Origin of the sequence: Brevundimonas sp., from assembly GCF_965227765.1 — a bacterium.
In the GTDB taxonomy this organism is placed as follows: domain Bacteria; phylum Pseudomonadota; class Alphaproteobacteria; order Caulobacterales; family Caulobacteraceae; genus Brevundimonas.
In genome coordinates this window covers 2,575,630-2,592,798 of record NZ_OZ245778.1, presented here as the reverse complement: position 1 = coordinate 2,592,798, position 17,169 = coordinate 2,575,630, and the positions used below count along the sequence as shown (strand labels likewise).

14 protein-coding genes are annotated in these 17,169 nt (G+C 66.1%); 9 read left to right on the top strand and 5 right to left on the bottom strand.

The genetic code is table 11. From position 1 onward, the window contains the following. The first annotated feature begins 97 nt into the window (after positions 1-97). Both udk and ACO05L_RS12455 read left to right on the top strand, forming a co-directional pair. On the top strand, positions 98-742 hold the full coding sequence (udk, locus tag ACO05L_RS12460) for a uridine kinase (RefSeq protein WP_421729482.1): 645 nt from the start codon (positions 98-100) through the stop codon (positions 740-742). 140 nt (positions 743-882) lie between these two features. Next, on the top strand, positions 883-1,434 hold the full coding sequence (locus ACO05L_RS12455; protein ID WP_421729481.1) for a TetR/AcrR family transcriptional regulator: 552 nt from the start codon (positions 883-885) through the stop codon (positions 1,432-1,434). On the opposite strand, the gene pdxH is transcribed toward ACO05L_RS12455, so the two are convergent. Further along, on the bottom strand, positions 1,425-2,111 hold the full coding sequence (gene pdxH, locus ACO05L_RS12450; protein ID WP_421729480.1) for a pyridoxamine 5'-phosphate oxidase: 687 nt from the start codon (positions 2,109-2,111) through the stop codon (positions 1,425-1,427). The genes ACO05L_RS12455 and pdxH overlap by 10 nt on opposite strands. Before the next feature lie 77 nt (positions 2,112-2,188). On the opposite strand from pdxH, the gene ACO05L_RS12445 reads away from it, so the two are divergent. The 3 genes from ACO05L_RS12445 to ACO05L_RS12435 are packed head-to-tail and all read left to right on the top strand — an operon-like array spanning position 2,189 to position 4,791. Then, positions 2,189-2,932, top strand: a complete 744-nt coding sequence (locus ACO05L_RS12445) for a DnaJ C-terminal domain-containing protein (RefSeq protein WP_421729479.1) — start codon at positions 2,189-2,191, stop codon at positions 2,930-2,932. Positions 2,933-2,942: 10 nt separating this feature from the next. Then, the gene (aroC, locus tag ACO05L_RS12440) at positions 2,943-4,028 is read left to right on the top strand and encodes a chorismate synthase (RefSeq protein WP_421729478.1); all 1,086 of its coding nucleotides are present in this window, start codon (positions 2,943-2,945) and stop codon (positions 4,026-4,028) included. A 46-nt stretch (positions 4,029-4,074) separates the two neighbouring features. Continuing rightward, positions 4,075-4,791, top strand: a complete 717-nt coding sequence (locus ACO05L_RS12435) for a hypothetical protein (RefSeq protein WP_421729477.1) — start codon at positions 4,075-4,077, stop codon at positions 4,789-4,791. Here ACO05L_RS12435 and ACO05L_RS12430 read toward each other — a convergent pair. Next, entirely contained in the window at positions 4,776-5,678 is a 903-nt protein-coding gene (locus tag ACO05L_RS12430; RefSeq protein WP_421731690.1) for an MBL fold metallo-hydrolase, read from the bottom strand. The two genes, ACO05L_RS12435 and ACO05L_RS12430, sit on opposite strands and share 16 nt — an antisense overlap. A gap of 620 nt (positions 5,679-6,298) precedes the next feature. On the opposite strand from ACO05L_RS12430, the gene ACO05L_RS12425 reads away from it, so the two are divergent. Together ACO05L_RS12425 and ACO05L_RS12420 are read left to right on the top strand one after the other, a co-directional pair. Further along, positions 6,299-9,343, top strand: a complete 3,045-nt coding sequence (locus tag ACO05L_RS12425) for a TonB-dependent receptor (protein WP_421729476.1) — start codon at positions 6,299-6,301, stop codon at positions 9,341-9,343. A gap of 155 nt (positions 9,344-9,498) precedes the next feature. Continuing rightward, complete coding sequence (locus ACO05L_RS12420) at positions 9,499-10,074, top strand: hypothetical protein (protein WP_421729475.1); 576 nt, start codon at positions 9,499-9,501, stop codon at positions 10,072-10,074. A 25-nt stretch (positions 10,075-10,099) separates the two neighbouring features. Here the strand turns inward: ACO05L_RS12420 and ACO05L_RS12415 are convergent, their stop codons facing one another. Further along, entirely contained in the window at positions 10,100-11,449 is a 1,350-nt protein-coding gene (locus tag ACO05L_RS12415) for an MATE family efflux transporter (RefSeq protein WP_421729474.1), read from the bottom strand. 146 nt (positions 11,450-11,595) lie between these two features. Here ACO05L_RS12415 and ACO05L_RS12410 point away from each other — a divergent pair, with 146 nt between their 5' ends. Further along, positions 11,596-12,219 carry a TIGR02466 family protein gene (locus ACO05L_RS12410; RefSeq protein ID WP_421729473.1) on the top strand — a complete coding sequence of 208 codons (624 nt, stop codon included), beginning with the start codon at positions 11,596-11,598 and terminating at the stop codon, positions 12,217-12,219. A 132-nt stretch (positions 12,220-12,351) separates the two neighbouring features. Beyond that, positions 12,352-14,019: an energy-dependent translational throttle protein EttA gene (ettA, locus tag ACO05L_RS12405; protein WP_421729472.1), complete on the top strand. Its 1,668-nt coding sequence runs from the start codon at positions 12,352-12,354 to the stop codon at positions 14,017-14,019. Between the two features lie 177 nt (positions 14,020-14,196). Here the strand turns inward: ettA and ACO05L_RS12400 are convergent, their stop codons facing one another. After that, the gene (locus ACO05L_RS12400; protein ID WP_421729471.1) at positions 14,197-16,029 is read right to left on the bottom strand and encodes an LVIVD repeat-containing protein; all 1,833 of its coding nucleotides are present in this window, start codon (positions 16,027-16,029) and stop codon (positions 14,197-14,199) included. A 15-nt stretch (positions 16,030-16,044) separates the two neighbouring features. After that, entirely contained in the window at positions 16,045-16,776 is a 732-nt protein-coding gene (locus ACO05L_RS12395) for a DUF305 domain-containing protein (protein WP_421729470.1), read from the bottom strand. Positions 16,777-17,169 lie beyond the last annotated feature (393 nt).

The window sequence follows — 17,169 nt, the reverse complement described above, 5'->3', positions numbered from 1 at the left end:
TGACGCAGGGTCACCTACGACCATGGTCAATACAGGTCTGGCCGCCTAAGAAGCCCCGCCGCGCCACAAGATGCGAGTGCAAGCTGGACTGTTGTTGATGACCGTACTGATCGCCATCACGGGAGGCTCCGGATCGGGCAAATCGACCCTGGCCGAGGCTGTGGTCGCCGCCCTGCCTGCGGGCGCGGCGGTCCTGCTGCGCGAGGACGCCTATTATCGCGACGCGGCCGGACTGCCCGACTTCGACGCGGCGACCTTCGATTTCGATGACGTGGCGGCGCGCGACCACGATCTGCTGCACGCCGACCTGACCGCGCTGAAGGCCGGGCGCGACATATCCGCGCCGATCTATTCTTTCGTCCACCATGGCCGCGAGCCCGGAGGCGAGGCGGTCCGCGCCGCAGCGGTGGTTCTGGTCGAGGGTACGCATCTGTTGTGCACGCCGGCGCTGGCCGCCCTGTTCGATCTGCGGGTGTTCGTCGATACGCCGGCCGATATCCGCTTCATCCGCCGCCTGCTGCGCGATCAGGCCGAGCGGGGCCGCACGGCGACATCGGTCATCGATCAATATCTGGCCACGGTGCGACCCGGACACGAGCGGCTCACCGAGCCGTCAAAGGCGCAGGCCGACATCGTCATCGCCGATGTCACCGCGGCGGTCCGGCTGGAAAACCCGACCACGGTGGCGGTGCTGGCGGCGCCGGTGCTGGCCCACCCGCTGCTGGCCTCTGTCAAAACCTGACGGGTCAGGCGTTAGCGCTTGCGAACGTCGTGATTTAGCGACACTTTCTGCGTGTGACTGACGATAATCCGACTTTTCCGAGAAACCCCGACGGCGATCCGCGCCGCTCCGCCATCATCCGGCACGCGGGGCGCGCCTTCATGACATCGGGTTACGCCGCCACGCGGATCGAGCCCATCGCGCGCGCCGCCGGGGTCTCGACGGCGACCCTGTACGGCTATTTCCCCTCCAAGGATGACCTGTTCGCGGCCGCCATCGACGACGCGGCCGAGGAATTTTCGCGCAAGATGGCTCGCGTGCGGACGGCCTCGGGGCCGGCGCGCGAGCGGCTGCTCTATTTCGCACTGGCCTACGCCGAGTTCCTGGGCGACGGCTTCGTGCGCTCGATGTTCCGGCTGGTGATGGCCGAGCGTCCGCGCTTTCGCGACGTCGCCATGCAGTTCTTCGAGCGCGGACGCCGCGACTTCGGCGGACCGCTGATGGAGGCGCTGCGCGATCTGTCGGCGGCGAACGAGCTTTGCGTCGACAAGCCGTCCTGGGCTGCGGGCCAGTTGATGGGGATGATCGAACATCCGGTCTTCTTCATGCCCATGGTCACAGGCGACGAGGTCAAGGCCCAGCGTTCGGCCCAGCAGATCGCCGAGGATGCGGTCGAGACCTTCCTGGCCCGCTACGGCGTCGATCAGGGATAGAGGCGACCCCGGCTCCAGCCGTCTGCGTCGCGCTCGAACCGCAGCCGGTCGTGCAGGCGGAAGGGGCGGTCGCGCCAGAACTCCACGGCCTGAGGAACCACGCGCCAGCCGGTCCAGCGCTCGGGGCGGGCCACGTTCTGGCCTTCGAAGCGAGTGGTCTCGCGGGCGATGGCCTGGTTCAGGGCGTCGCGGCCGGGCAGGGGACGGGACTGGTCCGACGCCCAGGCGCCGATCTGGCTCTCGCGCGCACGTGTGGCGAAATAGGCATCGGCCTCGGCCTGCGAGACCGGCTCGACCGCGCCGCGCACCCGCACCTGACGTCGCAGCGACTTCCAGTGGAACAGCAGGGCGGCTTTCGGGTGCGCGTCCAGTTGCAGTCCCTTGGCGCTCTCGCGGTTGGAAAAGAAGGTGAAGCCGCGCGCGTCGATATCCTTCAGCAGCACCATGCGGCTGTCGGGCGCGCCGTCCGCATCCACGGTCGACAGGGCCATGGCGTTGGGATCGTTGATCTCATGCCGTCCGGCATCGGCCAGCCAGTCGACGAACAGGCCGATCGGCTCGGTCCGGTCGAAGATGGCGTCATCACCATTGGCGGCCAGGGCGGCGGCATAGTCGCGCGCATAGGTCTCGCGGTCGGGACTGGCGGGAATGGCGTTGTTTGCGGTCGGCGGGGTCATGGATCGCATATAGCGTCGTCCGATGAGAACCGCACGGTTAACTCCGCCTTGACCATGTTGCCGACATCTATCGCGGGATGTCAGCGTCGCACGCCACTCTCAATCCCGGTCTCGCGCCCAACCTGGGCCAGGCCTTCGCCATTCTGGGCCTGCACGGGCCCACGGGTGGAGACGCCCTGACCCGCGCCTTTCGCGAGGCGGTCAAGGCGGCGCGGCCGGATATGCCCGGCGGGGACGCCGACCGGTTCCGCCGCGTCATCGCCGCCTATCGCCTGATCCAGCAGAGCGGCGGCGCCCGCGTCAGCCTGGCGGCGCCCCAGGCCAAGCCTGAGGCCCTGCCGGTGGTGTCGGTCACCCCGATGCAGGCCGTGGCGGGCGGCTTCAGCCATGTCCGCATCGGCGGCCGGCTGTTGAAGGTGCGGACCGCGCCCGGCGTGCGGACCGGCGACCATCTGCGGCTCAAGGCGGGGCGCGATGACGGCGCAGACCTGTATCTGCCCGTGCTGATCAAGGCCGCCGACGGCCTGTCGGTGCTGGGCGATGACCTCTACATGACCTGGGCCGTGCCGCCGCGTTCGCTGGAGGACGGCGGACGCGTCGAGATCGAGACCCATGCCGGGACCCGCGGCGCCTGGGTCGCGCCCGGCCTGACGGCGCCGGTGCGGCTGCGGCTGCGCGATCTGGGCCTTCCCGCGCGTGGATCCAAGGCGGCAGGGCACCTGTTCGTGACGCTGGAGCCGTCCGAGGATGCGCCGTCGGCGGCCGAACATCTGCTGGCCCGGTTCGCTCGGGTCTGGACGCCGGAGCGTCTGGCGGCCTAAGCCACGCCCTATGTCGCACAATACCTTCGGCCATCTGTTTCGCGTGACCACCTGGGGCGAGAGCCACGGGCCGGCGATCGGCTGTGTCGTGGACGGTTGTCCGCCCCTGATCTCCCTGACCGAGGCCGACCTCCAGCCCTGGCTGGACCAGAGGAAGCCAGGCGGCTCGCGTTTCGTCACCCAGAGGAACGAGAGCGATACGGCCCGCATCCTGTCGGGGGTGTTCGACGACGGCGGCGGCCCGGTCACCACCGGGACGCCCATCGCCATCGAGATCCAAAACGAGGACCAGCGCTCCAAGGACTATGGCGAGATCGCGCGGGCCTATCGCCCCGGTCACGCCGACATGACCTATCAAACCAAATACGGCGTGCGTGATCCGCGCGGCGGCGGGCGGTCCTCGGCGCGCGAGACGGCCAGCAGGGTCGCTGCGGGCGGGGTGGCCAGGAAGGTTCTGGGCGAGGGCGTCGTCATCCGCGCCGGCGTCGTGCAACTGGGCCCGCACCGGATTGCCGACGAGGCCATCGATTTCAGCGCCGTCTATGACAACCCGCTGTTCGCCGCCTCCGCCGAGGTCGTGCCGGCGTGGGAAGCCTATCTGGATGGCGTCCGCAAGGCCGGTTCGTCCATCGGCGCCGTCGTGGCGCTGGAGGTCACGGGCGTTCCCGCCGGCTGGGGCGCGCCCCTCTACGCCAAGCTGGACGCCGAATTGGCCGCCGCCATGATGTCGATCAATGCGGTCAAGGGCGTAGAGATCGGCGCGGGCTTCGGCGCCGCCGAACTGTCGGGCGAGGCCAATGCCGACCAGATGCGGCTGGACGCCGACGGCCAGCCGGTCTTTTTGTCCAACCATGCAGGCGGCGTCCTGGGCGGCATCTCCACCGGCCAGCCCCTGACCCTGAGGGTGGCCTTCAAGCCGACATCCTCGATCCTGACCCTGCGTCAGACCGTCACCCGCGACGGGACCGAGGTCGATCTGAGGACAAAGGGGCGCCATGATCCCTGCGTGGCCCTGCGCGGCGTGCCGGTGGTCGAGGCCATGGCCGCCTGCGTCCTGGCCGACGCCAAGCTGAGGCACCGCGCCCAGATCGGCTGACACCCGGCGGCGTCGGGCGCGAGAACTGCGGACGAAAGGACGAACCATGGCGACCAAACGAACCGGCGACACCCGGGTCAAGGCGGCCCTGGCCTGCGTGGCCATCAGCCTGCTGGCTCCGCTTCTGGTGTTCATCGCTGCGGCGGGGGTCAAGACCGGCGCCTGGGACCGCGCCTTTGCGTTCGACGTGCTGACGCTGAAGGCGGCCTGGGCTCTGGCCTGGGTCGGTGCGGCTGCGGCTGTTGGGGCCCTCATCCTGGCCTTCGGCGCGTGGAAGCGCGCGGGGATCTTCGCCGCTCTGGCCATCGTCGTCGCCGGGCTGACCATCGGCCAGTTCCTTCGCCACGACGCCGGGATCAAGGCCAACCAGTCGTCGCCGGACGTCTCCACCAATCCCGCCGACCCGCCGGTCTTCAGCCGCCAGATCATGGCCGTCAGACCCGCAGGCGATGCCGCGCTCATGGCGCGCTGGGCGCAGCAGGGGGCGCGGTGTCCCGCCGCCGTCTCGGTGCCGACCCAGGTCGCGCCGGGCGTCGCAGGCTATGCGCTGAAGGAGGCCGGGTTCGAGGTCGCGGGCATCGGCGTGGGCCGCGCCGACGGCAGCCACCACAGTTTCTGGTTCGGCTTCACCCATGATGCGGTCGTTCGCATCCGTCCGGGCCGCACCGACGTTCGGGTCACCGCGCGCGACGACCGTGACGACGGCGGCGAGGCTTGTCGCCTGGCCACCAGGATCGTCGAAGTCCTTCAGACCAGCCCGTAGGTCGCATCCAGCGTCGCTTGGGGCTCGGCGGACACGCGGCCCTCGCCGACCAGCTTGATCAGATGGGCCAGCACCGACAGGCTGGCGGCCGGCCACAGCCGGCTGTCGACCGCGGCGTAAAGGGTCGGGATCATGGCCGGGATGGTCTGGTCCCCCGCCGCCAGCCGCGCCAGGACCTGATCCTCTCGCCCCAACCGGTGCGCCTTATAAGCGGCCAGAAAAGGCGCAGGTTCGGTGATCGGCGCGCCGTGGGTGGGCCACAGGGTGGCGAAGTCGCGCGCGATGACGGCGTCCAGACTGGCCATATAGGCGACCATGTCCCCGTCCGGCGGCGCAACCACGGTGGTCGACCAGCCCATCACATGGTCGCCGCTGAACAGGGCGTTCTCCTCTTCCAGCACAAAGGCCATGTGGTTCGAGGCGTGGCCGGGCGTGGCCAGGGCTTCGAAGGTCCAGCCGTCGCCCACGATCCGCTCACCGCCGGTCAAAAGCTCGTCGGGCTGAAAGGCGCCGTCCTCCTCCTCGTCCAGCCGGCCCGAGGCATGGGTCTCGCGCGCCGGCGGCCGGGCCGCCAGGATGGTCGCGCCGGTCCTCTGGGCGAAGGGGCGGGCGAGGGGAGAGTGGTCGCTGTGCGTGTGGGTCACCAGCACATGGCTGACCCGGCGACCGTTCACCGCCGCCATCAGGGCGTGCAGATGCATCTCGTCCGCCGGACCGGGATCGATCACCGCCAGGGCCGCGCCGGGTTCGTCCCGGCCGATGATGTAGGTGCCCGTGCCCGTATAGGTGAAGGGGCCGGGATTGGCGGCGATGACCCGCTGGATCAGGGGCGAGACCTGGTCGCGCCGCCCGTGGACGAAATCGAACTCGCGCACGAAGGGGATCATTGAAACTACCTCGACTGGCATGATCGACGCCCGCAGCGGAATCCGTAGCGGGCTGAACCGCTCTGGTCCGACCCTTGCCTTAACAGGTCGTAAACCTGTTGCGGAGCGTGCGTCGTGGTTCAATCCCTGGCCTATAATGTGTCAAATCGGCTCCAGCCGATCGCAGCGGCGATTCTGTGTCTCATGGCGGCGCAACTGATCACCGCCTCCTGCACGCCAGAGCCGACGCCCTATGCGGCGCGAGTCGCGATTCAGCGCTGAATCCAGGGCGATCACCCCGCCGCCAGCCCTGATGAGAAAGCGCTGCCATAGCCGAGAATTTGGCCCAGTTCCTTAAGGCAAACTCAACGTCACGTCTCATGTGTGTCGGAAATGCGCCCGGACACAAGGGATAAAGCTTATGGAAATCATCGGCTTAAAATCAAGCTTAGCCATCAAACTCTGGTGTGGCGAGATTGAGACAGCCCGGCGTCGATCCTGTTACAGGTATGTAATTGATCTTGGACCCCGCTTCACGCCTGCCTAGGATGGCGGCAATCCGAGCGGCGTGGGGTCCGTAGGCGCATTCAGCGATGCGCCCCTCAGACAGCTTGGCGTCACTTTATAAGGGGCTACGACTTATGACTAACCAGAAGCGTTTCAACCACCTGGCCAAGGGCGTCAGCACCGTTGCGATCAGCGCAGCGATGGGCATGTTCTTCGCCGGCGGCGCGATGGCGCAGTCGCAGACGGGCGCCCTGCGCGTCGCCGTCACGGCAAACGACGGCCAGCCCCTGTCCGGCGCAACCGTGATCGTGAGCTCGCCGGACAGCCTGATCACGCGTTCGGGCGTCACCGATGCGACCGGCCGCGTCCGCGTCGCGGGTCTTGATCCGTCGCAGAACTACACCGTCGAAATCGCCGCTCCCGGCTACGCTGACTACAGCGCCAGCAACGTCGCCGTCGTCACCGGCCGCGACCTCTCGGTCGGCTACGTCCTGAGCAGCGGCGCTAGCGATGCAACGAACCTGGACGACATCGTCGTCACCGGCCGTTCGCTCGCCGCCATCGACGTGACCTCGGCCCAGGTCAGCACCACCCTGACGCTCGCCGTTGTGGAATCCCTGCCCACCGGCCGTAACTACCAGAGCTACCTGCAACTGGTTCCCGGCGTTAAGCCTTCGAACGGCGGCAACCCTTCGTCGCGTTCGGGCGTCAACTACTCCGACGTCAACGGCGCCATCGGCGCCTCGACCGACAACCTCTACTACCTGGACGGCGTCGACGTTACCGACCCCGTCACCGGCACCTTCGGTTCGAACTTCAACTCCGAAATCATCCAGGAACAACAGGTCATCGTCGGCGGCGTGCCCGCTGAATACGCCGGTGGTTCGGGCCTGATCTCGCGCGTCGTGACCAAGTCCGGTTCGAACGAGTGGCACGGTTCGCTCAACTACTACCTGCAGAACGACGACCTGGTCGCCGAGGACAAGCACAACACGTCGGGCGGCTTCTCGACCTATGACACCGCCTTCACCATCGGCGGCCCGATCATCCGCGACCGCCTCTGGTTGTTCGGTTCGTACCAGAAGAAGAACCGTGAAGACGACGTTCTCGACACGGACTCCGGTGAAATCCTGCGTTCGGTCGAAAGCGACCAAGACTACTACTTCGGCAAGCTGACCTGGCAGGTTACGGACAACGACCGTCTGACCGCGACCTTCTTCAGCGACCCCACGGAAATCAGCGGTCAGAACTCGTCGGCCATCATCAATCGTCGTGACTATTCGCGTACGCAAGGCGGCGACAACTACAAGATCGACTATTCGCGTACGTGGGGCGACCTGCTGTTCAATGCTTACTATTTCAAGCATGAATCCGAGCTGACCGACGTCGCAAACGACAACACGGTCCGTGACAACGTCACCTACTTCAACTCCGATCCGTCGACGATCTACGATCGCCAACTGGGCGGCCGCGGCATCAACTTCGAAGAACACCGCGACCGTGAAGAATACGGTTTCAACTTCGAATACTTCCTGGACTCGAGCTTCGGCACGCACACGTTCAAGGCGGGCTTCGTCTCGACCGAGAACACCTACTTCCAGACCGACTCGGTCCCCGGTGGCGTGACCTACAACTCGCTGGCTCCCGACTATCTCGGCACCACGCTGGGCACCTATCGTCGTCCTCGGACCTTCGATGAGGACGGTAACCTGGTCTTCGCAGGCTGGACCGCCCGCTCGATCACCGCGACCGACTACTCGGCCTTCCTGCTGCCCGCGCTGTCGGCTAACGCCAACGCTCTGGCCCTGCTTGATACCGACGCCGACGGTGAAGTTTCGAGTTTGGAAGCCGACGCGCTGGTGTTCAACGACACCACGGGCAACCCTTACGGCAACGTCAACGTCTACCGCACCGTTCGTGAAAAAGACGGTCCTTACACGGTCTCGACCGAAGGCCAGTCCCTGTATCTGCAGGACACCTGGACGATGAACCAACTGACCCTGGCGGTCGGTGTTCGCGCCGAGAAGTGGGAACACTTCGCTTCGGACGGCAGCAAGATCGCGAGCTTTGACTGGGAAATCGCTCCCCGTCTGAGCGCGACCTTTGACCTGTTCGGCGACGGCCGTACCAAGGTGTTCGGCTTCGCCGGCCGCTACTACGACCCGATCCGCAACGACATGTCTGACTTCGCCGGCGCCCTGACGGGTCCGATCAACAACGAACAGATCAACGTCAACGGCGAATGGATCACCTTCCGTACGCGCGGTCCGGGCGATGCCCAGATCTCGCCGGCGACCAAGACGCCCTACACCGACGAGTTCATGGTCGGCGCCTCGACCACGATCGGTTCGAGCATCGGTCTGTCCGCCACGGTCACGCGTCGCGTGTCCAAGGACATCATGGAAGACTACGACCTGGGTCTCTACTCCGACCCGGATTGTACGGCGGCTGCCTGCGGCGCGAACGGCTTCGCCTATCCGGGCTCGCAGTTCTACATCCCGCTGTCCTACTTCGGTTACGACACGAACCCCGGCACGAACTACGTGATCGGCACCCTTCTGGGTGGCAAGCGTGAGTACACCGGCGTCGAACTGGTCCTGACCAAGTTCAAGACCGACAACTGGAATGGCCAGATGTCGTACACCTGGAACAAGGCCGAGGGTAACTCGAACTCGGACGGCAACGCCGACTTCCAGGGCGACTGGATCGCTCTCGATCCGCGCGCTCCGAACATGTGGGGTCCTCAGGCTGGTAACATCGAACACCAGTTCAAGGCCTACGGTTCGTATGACTTCGACTTCGGTCTGCAAATCTCCGGCGTGTTCAACTGGAACAGCGGCGCCCTCTACACCCCGGCTGACGTGGTGCAGAGCCGCTACCTGCCTCCGATGTCGGACGGTTATGAGTTCGGTGGCATCACCGACAGCTGGGTCCTGCCTGGCTTCGTCGGTAGCGAGAAGAACCCGGACTACTACACGTTCGACATGCGCTTTAAGTACGTCCGCGACCTGCCGGTCGGCGAGGCTGAGTTCTTCCTCGACGTGTTCAACGTCCTGGACGAGCAATCGGCCACGCAAGTCCAAGCTAACCGCGCTGGTAGCGGTCAGTACGCCTACCAGGACGCAACCAACTGGGTTGCCCCGCGTCGTGCATACGTCGGCGTTCGCTACTCCTTCTAAGGACAGCGAAATCTGAAATGACTGGGCGGCGGATCTTCGGGTCCGCCGCCCTTTCTTTTTGCGCCGCAGAAAAACCATCGGGCGGCTTCAAGCGTTGCGGTCGACGCGTCACGACGGGCGCGTAACTGATGTTTCAACCGACCCAGGACGCCTTCATGCTGACCGCTCTCGCCTTCGCCGCCGCCTTGTTCAGCCAGACGACCGGAGCTCAACAGGCGCCGGGCGATGACGGCCCGATCATGACGGCGGGTCGCGGCGCGGAATCGAGTTCGGAACTGCGCCTGCGCGAGGCGCTGGCCTATTCCAATCCTCTGCCGCGCGGAGCCCCGGACCAGGACTATCCTCTGGTGGCCTGGTGTGACGCTCTGGTCAGCGGTCATGTGCGGTTGGGCGAAACCCTGACGGACCGGAACCCCGAGGACCTCGAGATCATCCGGCTGGGCCGACTGGAGGCTTCGGACTTCCGTTCAGCCCTGGCGGTCGCCGGACCGCGCCAGACGCCGGCCACGCGCGCCGCAGCGGCCCAGGCGGCCGAGGCGGCGACGGCTCGCTGGACGCCCCTGCTGGCCCAGGAGGACGAGATGGCGCGCAGCCAGGCTTTCGGGCTGTTCTTCGGCCTGCCCGGGCGGTGCGAGCATGCCGCGCGTCGTATCCGCAACGACATCGCCACCCAGCCTGCGACCCTCGACGAGGTCGGCCTGCGTTCTGAAGGCGTCGATCCGGTTCAGTAGGGCGCGCCCGCCGTCGGGCGGCGCGTCAGACGGCGGCGGTCTGGCCCGGTAACCGCCTGGCCACGCGGATGAACCGTCCCGTCAGAAGGGTGGACGAGACCAGGCTGGCCACGATCACCGCCCAGACCAGTCCGTCCACGCCGATCTGGTGCGCGAGAACCCAGCCCAGTGGCATCATGATCGCGCCATAGGCGGTGATGTGCATGATGGTGGGCCACCAGATGTCGCCTGCCGCGCGGTTGGCCTGGGCGGCGACGACCTGGATGCCGTCGGCGACGAAGAACAGCGAGGCCAGCACCAGGGCGGGCGCGGCGATGGCCAGCAGAGCCGGGTCGCGGTTGTAGGCGGCGACCATGGCGCCCGCACCGGGCCAGGTGATCAGGGCGACGATCAGGGTCAGCGCCGTCACGGCGGCAATCCCCACCAGGCCAGCGCGCAGCACGCCCGCCCCGTCATGCGCGCCATAGGCTCGACCGACCAGGACGGCGGTCGCCGACGACAGACCCATGGGGATCATGAAGACGATGGCCGAGACGTTCAGGACGACGGCCCAGGCGGCCGTCTCGGCGGCGCCCAACTGACCGGCGATGATGGTCATCAGGGCGAAGGCGGCGACCTCGATGAAATACGACGACCCGGCGCCGGCGCCGATGCGGATTTGTTCCCGCGCGGCGGCGGGTTCGGGCGTGGGCTTGCGGAATACGCCCAGGGCGCGAGCCTCGGGCAGGCGCATGATGAACCAGATCAGGAAGACGGCCAGAGACGCTCGTGCGCCGAAGGTGGCCCAGGCCGAGGCGAAGGCGCCGTTGAAGCCGAGGCCCAGCAGGTCCGGCACCAGCAGCAGATTGAGCGCCAAGTTGACGCCATTGGCGACCCACATGGCGACCATGCCGGCCTTGGGGCGACCCAGGGCCTCGAGGAAGAACTGGCACGCCACCGACACCAGATAGAAGGGCATGGACAGGGAAAACACGATCAGGGCCGGGCCTGCGCCCTCGCCCAGTCCATCTTCCAGGCCCATGTGGCGCAACGCCCAGGGGCCCAGGGCGATCAGGGCGACCATGGCCAGAATGCCGATCTGAAGCCCATAGACCAGGCCGCGTCGCAGCACGGCTCCCGCCGCTTCTGGCCGCCCTTCGCCGATGACGCGGGCGATCATGACCTGAATCCCCATCAGCAGTCCAACCGAGGTTGTCACCACGACGGCCGTCGGCGCCCAGGCCAGCGAATGATAGGCCAGTTCCCGGCCCGAGAAATTGCCCACCACGATGGCGTCGGTCAGGCCCATTGTCATGATGCCCAGGCGCGCAAGAATGACCGGCCAGGCCAGGGTCAGCAGGTCCTTGGCAGTGGTGCGGGTGGCGGGGCTCAACATGGGGCTTGGCTAACAATGGGGCGCGACAGAGGACCGGGCAGGGACCATGCGCCGCACGCCGGGTCAACACCGGCGGCGCTTATGGATGCACAAGGGGCATGACGGCGGGTGGCGCAGGGGGGGCGGCGGAGGCTAAAGGACACCCCATGCCCCAGACCCCTGTTCTCCGTCCCTTGTTCGTCACCCAGGTCTATGAGGCCACGCTTTCGACCACGCCAGGGTTTGAGGCCTTCAACGACAGCCTGGTCGAGGCGGTAAGGATGCTGGCGGCCGAGGATGGGGCGGGCAGGGCCTGGTGTCGCGCCCACGGCTATCGCGGCTATACCTCCTATGGCTCGCTGAACGACCTGCCCAACCGGATGCCCGAGTTCGCGGAACTGAAGCGGCATCTGGACCGGCACGCGGTGGCCTATGCGCGGGCGCTGAATTTCGACCTGGCCAGGAAGCCCCGGCTGGATAATCTCTGGGTCAACCTGCTGAAGCCCGGCGGCGGGCATTCGGGCCACATCCATCCGCACGCCTTTCTCAGCGGCACTGTCTATGTCGAGGTGCCTGACGGCGCCTCGTCGTTGAAGCTGGAGGATCCGCGCCTGGCGATGATGATGGCGCGGCCCGCCGTGTCCGAAGCCGCTTCGGAGGCTGAGAAACCCTTCGTCTATCTGGCCCCGCGCGCCGGCACGGTCTTGATGTGGGAGAGCTGGCTGCGCCATGAGGTGCCGCCCAATGCAGCAAAGTCAGAACGGATCTCGATCAGTTTCAACTACGCATAACCGAAACTGCGGCCTTGCCGTGCCTTCAAACCGCCCTGCGGAACGGCTAGGTCATTTGCCACCCGGCGGCGGGATCGCTACATCCCGCGCCTATCTCCCCATTCGATTGAACGACAGGGCGCAACGCACCTCATGGCGCAGCAATATATTTTCCAGATGCAGGGCCTGACCAAGGCCTTTCCCGGCGGCAAGAAGATCTTCGAGAACATCTGGCTGAGCTTCTACAACGACGCCAAGATCGGCGTGGTCGGGGTCAACGGCTCGGGTAAGTCCACCCTGCTGAAGATCATGGCCGGGCTGGATAAGGAATTCTCGGGCGAGGCCAAGGCCGCCGACGGGATCAAGCGCGGCTATCTGGAGCAGGAGCCGCACCTGGACGACAGCCTGAACGTCCGTGAGAACGTGGAGGCCTGGTGCGAAGAGAAGCAGTGGGTCAACCGCTTCAACGCCATCGCCATGGAAATGGCCGAAGAATACACCGACGAGCTCATGGAGGAGATGACCAAGCTCCAGGAGAAGATCGACGCCGGCGACGTCTGGGACATCGACAGCCGCATCGAGATGGCGATGGACGCCCTCCGTTGCCCGCCCGACGACTGGTCGACCGAGAACCTGTCCGGCGGTGAAAAGCGCCGCGTGGCCCTGGCCCGCCTGCTGCTGTCCAAGCCGGACATGCTGCTGCTCGACGAACCGACCAACCACCTGGACGCCGAGAGCGTCGCCTGGTTGCAGCATCACCTAGAGGCCTTCCCCGGCTGCGTCATCCTGGTGACCCACGACCGCTACTTCCTGGACCTGGTGACCAAGTGGACGCTGGAACTGGACCGCGGCAAGGGCCACCCGCACGAGGGCAACTATTCCAGCTGGCTGGAAGCCAAGCAGAAGCGCGTCGTGCAGGAGAACTCGGAATCTGAAGCCCGCCAGCGCGCCCTGACCCGCGAACTGGAATGGGTCCGTTCGGGCGCCAAGGCTCGGCAGGCCAAGTCCAAGGCCCGTCTGGCCGCCTATGAGCGGATGGTGGACGAGCAGGACCAGCAGCGCGGCGCCCAGACCCACGCCGTCATCCAGATCCCGCCTGGCCCGCGCCTGGGCAACGTCGTCCTCGAAGTCGAGGGGATGCAGAAGTCCTATGGCGACAAGGTCCTGTTCGACAACCTGACCTTCAAGCTGCCGCCCAACGGCATCGTCGGCGTCATCGGCCCCAACGGCGCCGGCAAGTCGACCATGTTCAAGCTGATCACCGGCCAGGAAACTCCTGACGGCGGCACCATCAAGGTCGGCGAGACGGTCAAGCTGGCCTATGTCGACCAGTCGCGCGACGCGCTCGATCCCAACAAGACCATCTGGGAAGAAGTCTCGGGCGGCACCGACGTGATGATGGTCGGCAAGCGCGAGATCAACACCCGCGCCTATGTCGGGTCGTTCAACTTCAAGGGCGGGGATCAGCAGAAGAAGGTCGGCCAACTGTCGGGCGGTGAGCGCAACCGCGTCCACCTGGCCAAGACGCTTGCGACGGGCGGCAACCTGATCCTGCTCGATGAGCCGACCAACGACCTGGACATCGAGACGCTGCAGAACCTGGAAGAGGCCCTGGAGGAGTTCGCGGGCTGCGCCGTGGTCATCTCCCACGACCGCTGGTTCCTGGACCGTCTGGCGACCCACATCCTGGCCTTCGAGGGCGACAGCCACGTCGAATGGTTCGAGGGCAACTTCGAGGCCTACGAAGAAGACAAGAAGCGCCGCCTGGGCGCCGACAGCCTGATCCCGCACCGAATCAAGTTCCAGAAGTTCGCCCGCTAAAGCAGGCGTTTTGCGACAGACAAAAGGGGCGCGGCCATGCAGGCCGCGCCCCTTTTTCTATGCCCCGCGTGGGCGTGGAAAAGCCTTGGCCCAGACAGCATTCGGGCCGGTCCCGCAAAGCGAAACCGGCCCGAACATCCGCTTAAGGAAAGGTCGCCGCCGGAAGGCGGCGTCCGATCAGGCGGCCGACAGACGCTCGAAGATGCCAGCCAGCGCCTTCAGGCGGTTGGCGTCGGCGCCCGTGGCCTTGTCGGCCGCAGCCGTCAGGGCGACGGACAGGGATTGCGACGAGGCGCGGTCGGTCGAGCCGGCACGCCATTTGACGATCTCGGCCTGGACCTTGTCGGTCAGGGCCGCGTCGTGACCTGCCGTACGCGCCAACTGGTCGGCATAGGCGGCCGCCACGTCAGGCGTATCGCCGTACTTGTACTCGGTCTGGGTCTGCGGGTTGATCTCGTTGGAGATCATGCTCTCGGCGACGGCGATTTCGGCCGCCGACAGGAACTCGCTGGGGACCAGACGCAGGACGTCGACGCCGCGGGCGATCTCGCTGCCGTAGATGCGGCCGTTGAACCAGTAGGTCGACCAGAAGCCGCCGACGACCATGCGGTCGGCTTCAATCGGGCCACGGTCGAACGAGGCCACTTCGAACGCCTTGTCCGGGTCGGTGAAGTCCACGATCGACAGACCGCCCTGGTACCAGGCCTGGACCATCAGGTCGCGGCCGGGGACGGGGATCAGGGTGCCGTTGTGGGCGACGCAGTTTTCAGCGGCCGTCTGGGGCGCGGGCAATTTGTAGAAGCTGCGGCCGCGAAGCTGGCGGTTGTCGATGGTGGCGATCAGGTTGGCGCCCCAGTTGGAGGGGTCTTCAGCACGGCAACGCGCCTGGGTGCCGCCACCCCATTCATCGGTGAACAGGACCTTGTCGCCGGCGTTGTCGAAGGTCGCCGAGTGCCAGTAGGCCATGTCGGGATCGAACAGCTCGGAGATACGCTTGGGATTCTGCGGGTCCGAGATGTCCAGCAGGATGCCGTTGCCGCTACAGGCGCCGGCCGCCAGGCCGCGTTCCGGATAGACGGTGATGTCGTGGCAGTGGTTGGTCTGAGCGGTGTTTTGGGCGGCGACGCCGATGCGTCCACCCTGCCACAGACCGGCGACGCGGCCGGTGGCTGCGTCAGCGAAGATGCGGGGACGGTTGACGATGGCGGCGTCCTGGGGCCGGTCGAGCGGCACCTTGATGACGTCGATCGAATAGAGGGCGGTCTCGGGGTTGGCGTCAGGCTCGCCTTCGGAGCAGATGCCCAGTTCGTCGGTCTTGCGCACGCCCGACGTCGCCGAGTTGTAGAGGTACAGCACGTTCGGGTCGGTCGGGTCCGGCACCTGAGTGTGGGTGTGGGAGCCGCGGCAGGTCTGGACGGCCGCGATCTGACGGGGGGCGTCAAGGTCGGTGATGTCGAAGATGCGGATGCCGCGGAAACGCTCGGCATTCACATCGCCTTCGGCGCCGGAGACGCCGCAATCCAGCCGGCCACGGTTCTGTTCGACCGACATGAACAGCAGGTTGCCGTGGATCGACAGGTCGCCCTGGCCGCCGGGGCAAACGACCGACATGACCAGCTTGGGCTCGCCCTGGGTCACGTCATAGGCGTTGAAGCCGTTGAAGTTGCCGACGAACAGGCGGCCGTTGGACATGGCCATGTCGCTGTTGGACAGGGCCAGCGGCGTGAACTTCGGTTTGACCTCGGGTTGAGGCGGGCGGGGCGCGTCCTCATCGTCGTCGCTGCGCGGCGTGGGGGCGAACAGGGCTTCGGGATCAAAGAAGCCGGGCGCCGGGGCGACCGAATATTCCAGCGTCAGGTTGGACGCGGCCTGACCGGCGTCGCGCAGGCCGGGCGACAGGGTGCTGCGCGCGTCGGGGACGAGGACCTGGGTCTGAGCCGAGGCCGATGCGGCGCCGAGCATCACGCTCATGGCCGCAACGGAGGACAGCAATAGGGTTCGCACGATCATGAATGCTCCGGGTTTCTAGGTGGCGGGAGTTGAGTTGAATGCCTGCGCGGGCACGAGGGCCGAAAGCAGGGACTGCATACGCAGGATTTCGGCATTCTGGTCGGCGACGACCGAACTCAGGAAATCCGACAGGGTGGGATCTTCGGCGGCGTCCGGCTCGGCCATCAGCTCATCGACCATGTCGAGGGCGCCCTGGTGGTGCTGGATCATGCCTTCAAGGAACAGTCGGTCGAAGTCGGCGCCTCTCGCCGCGGCGAGGCGAACCATCTGGGCCGGGGACAGCATACCGGGCATGACAGCCGTTTCAGACGGGGCGGCCATCGACGCGGCCATGTCGCCATGACCCGCGTGGGCGGAATGATCCATGCCGGCGTGACCAGAGTGGTCGGCTGCGCCCATGGTCATGGCGGTCGGCTGTTCGCGGCTGTGCAGCCAGGCCTCCATGATGACCATCTCGGCTTCCTGACCCATGGCGATTCGCTCGCCCAGGCGTCGAACCGTCGCGTCGGAACCGTGGACCTTCAGCAGGTCGACCATCTCCACGGCTTGGCCGTGGTGGACCAGCATATGTTGCATGAAGCGGACATCGCCCGCCGTATAGCCCGAACGGCTAAGCTCCAGGGCCTGGGCAGGTGTGATGACTCGTGAGGGAGCGCCGGGCGCGCCGGGCTGGAAGATGGGCGGGGTCTGCTGGGCCGCCGAACCGGCGATCAGGCCTGAAACGATCAGACCAATGACGAAATGCAAAACTCTGAACTCCCCACTGACTGAGGGGACAATAGGTTCGATGCGGTCGGGCAGGCAAGTGAACAACTGTCCATTTTTCGCCCCAATCGGAGATGGCTTGGGGCCAATCCGGAGAGATGTTGGTCGCGCGCCATGATCCGCAGATGCGCCGGAGGGAGAGTTTGCACCCCAAGAATACAGACGGTCATTGGCCGATGCCGGTGCAGGCAGCGCCGTCTTCGAAGATCGCGCGACGGGTTCAAACGCCGATATCGCCTAAGCGAAAAGACACCATCCACTGAATGCTTTGCAACTATGAGTAGTTTCTTGTCGATTGCGTTCCGAAATCGATTATCACGCCGCCTATGCTGACAGGACGGCCTGCCGCGACGAATATTGACAGTTCATTCACCC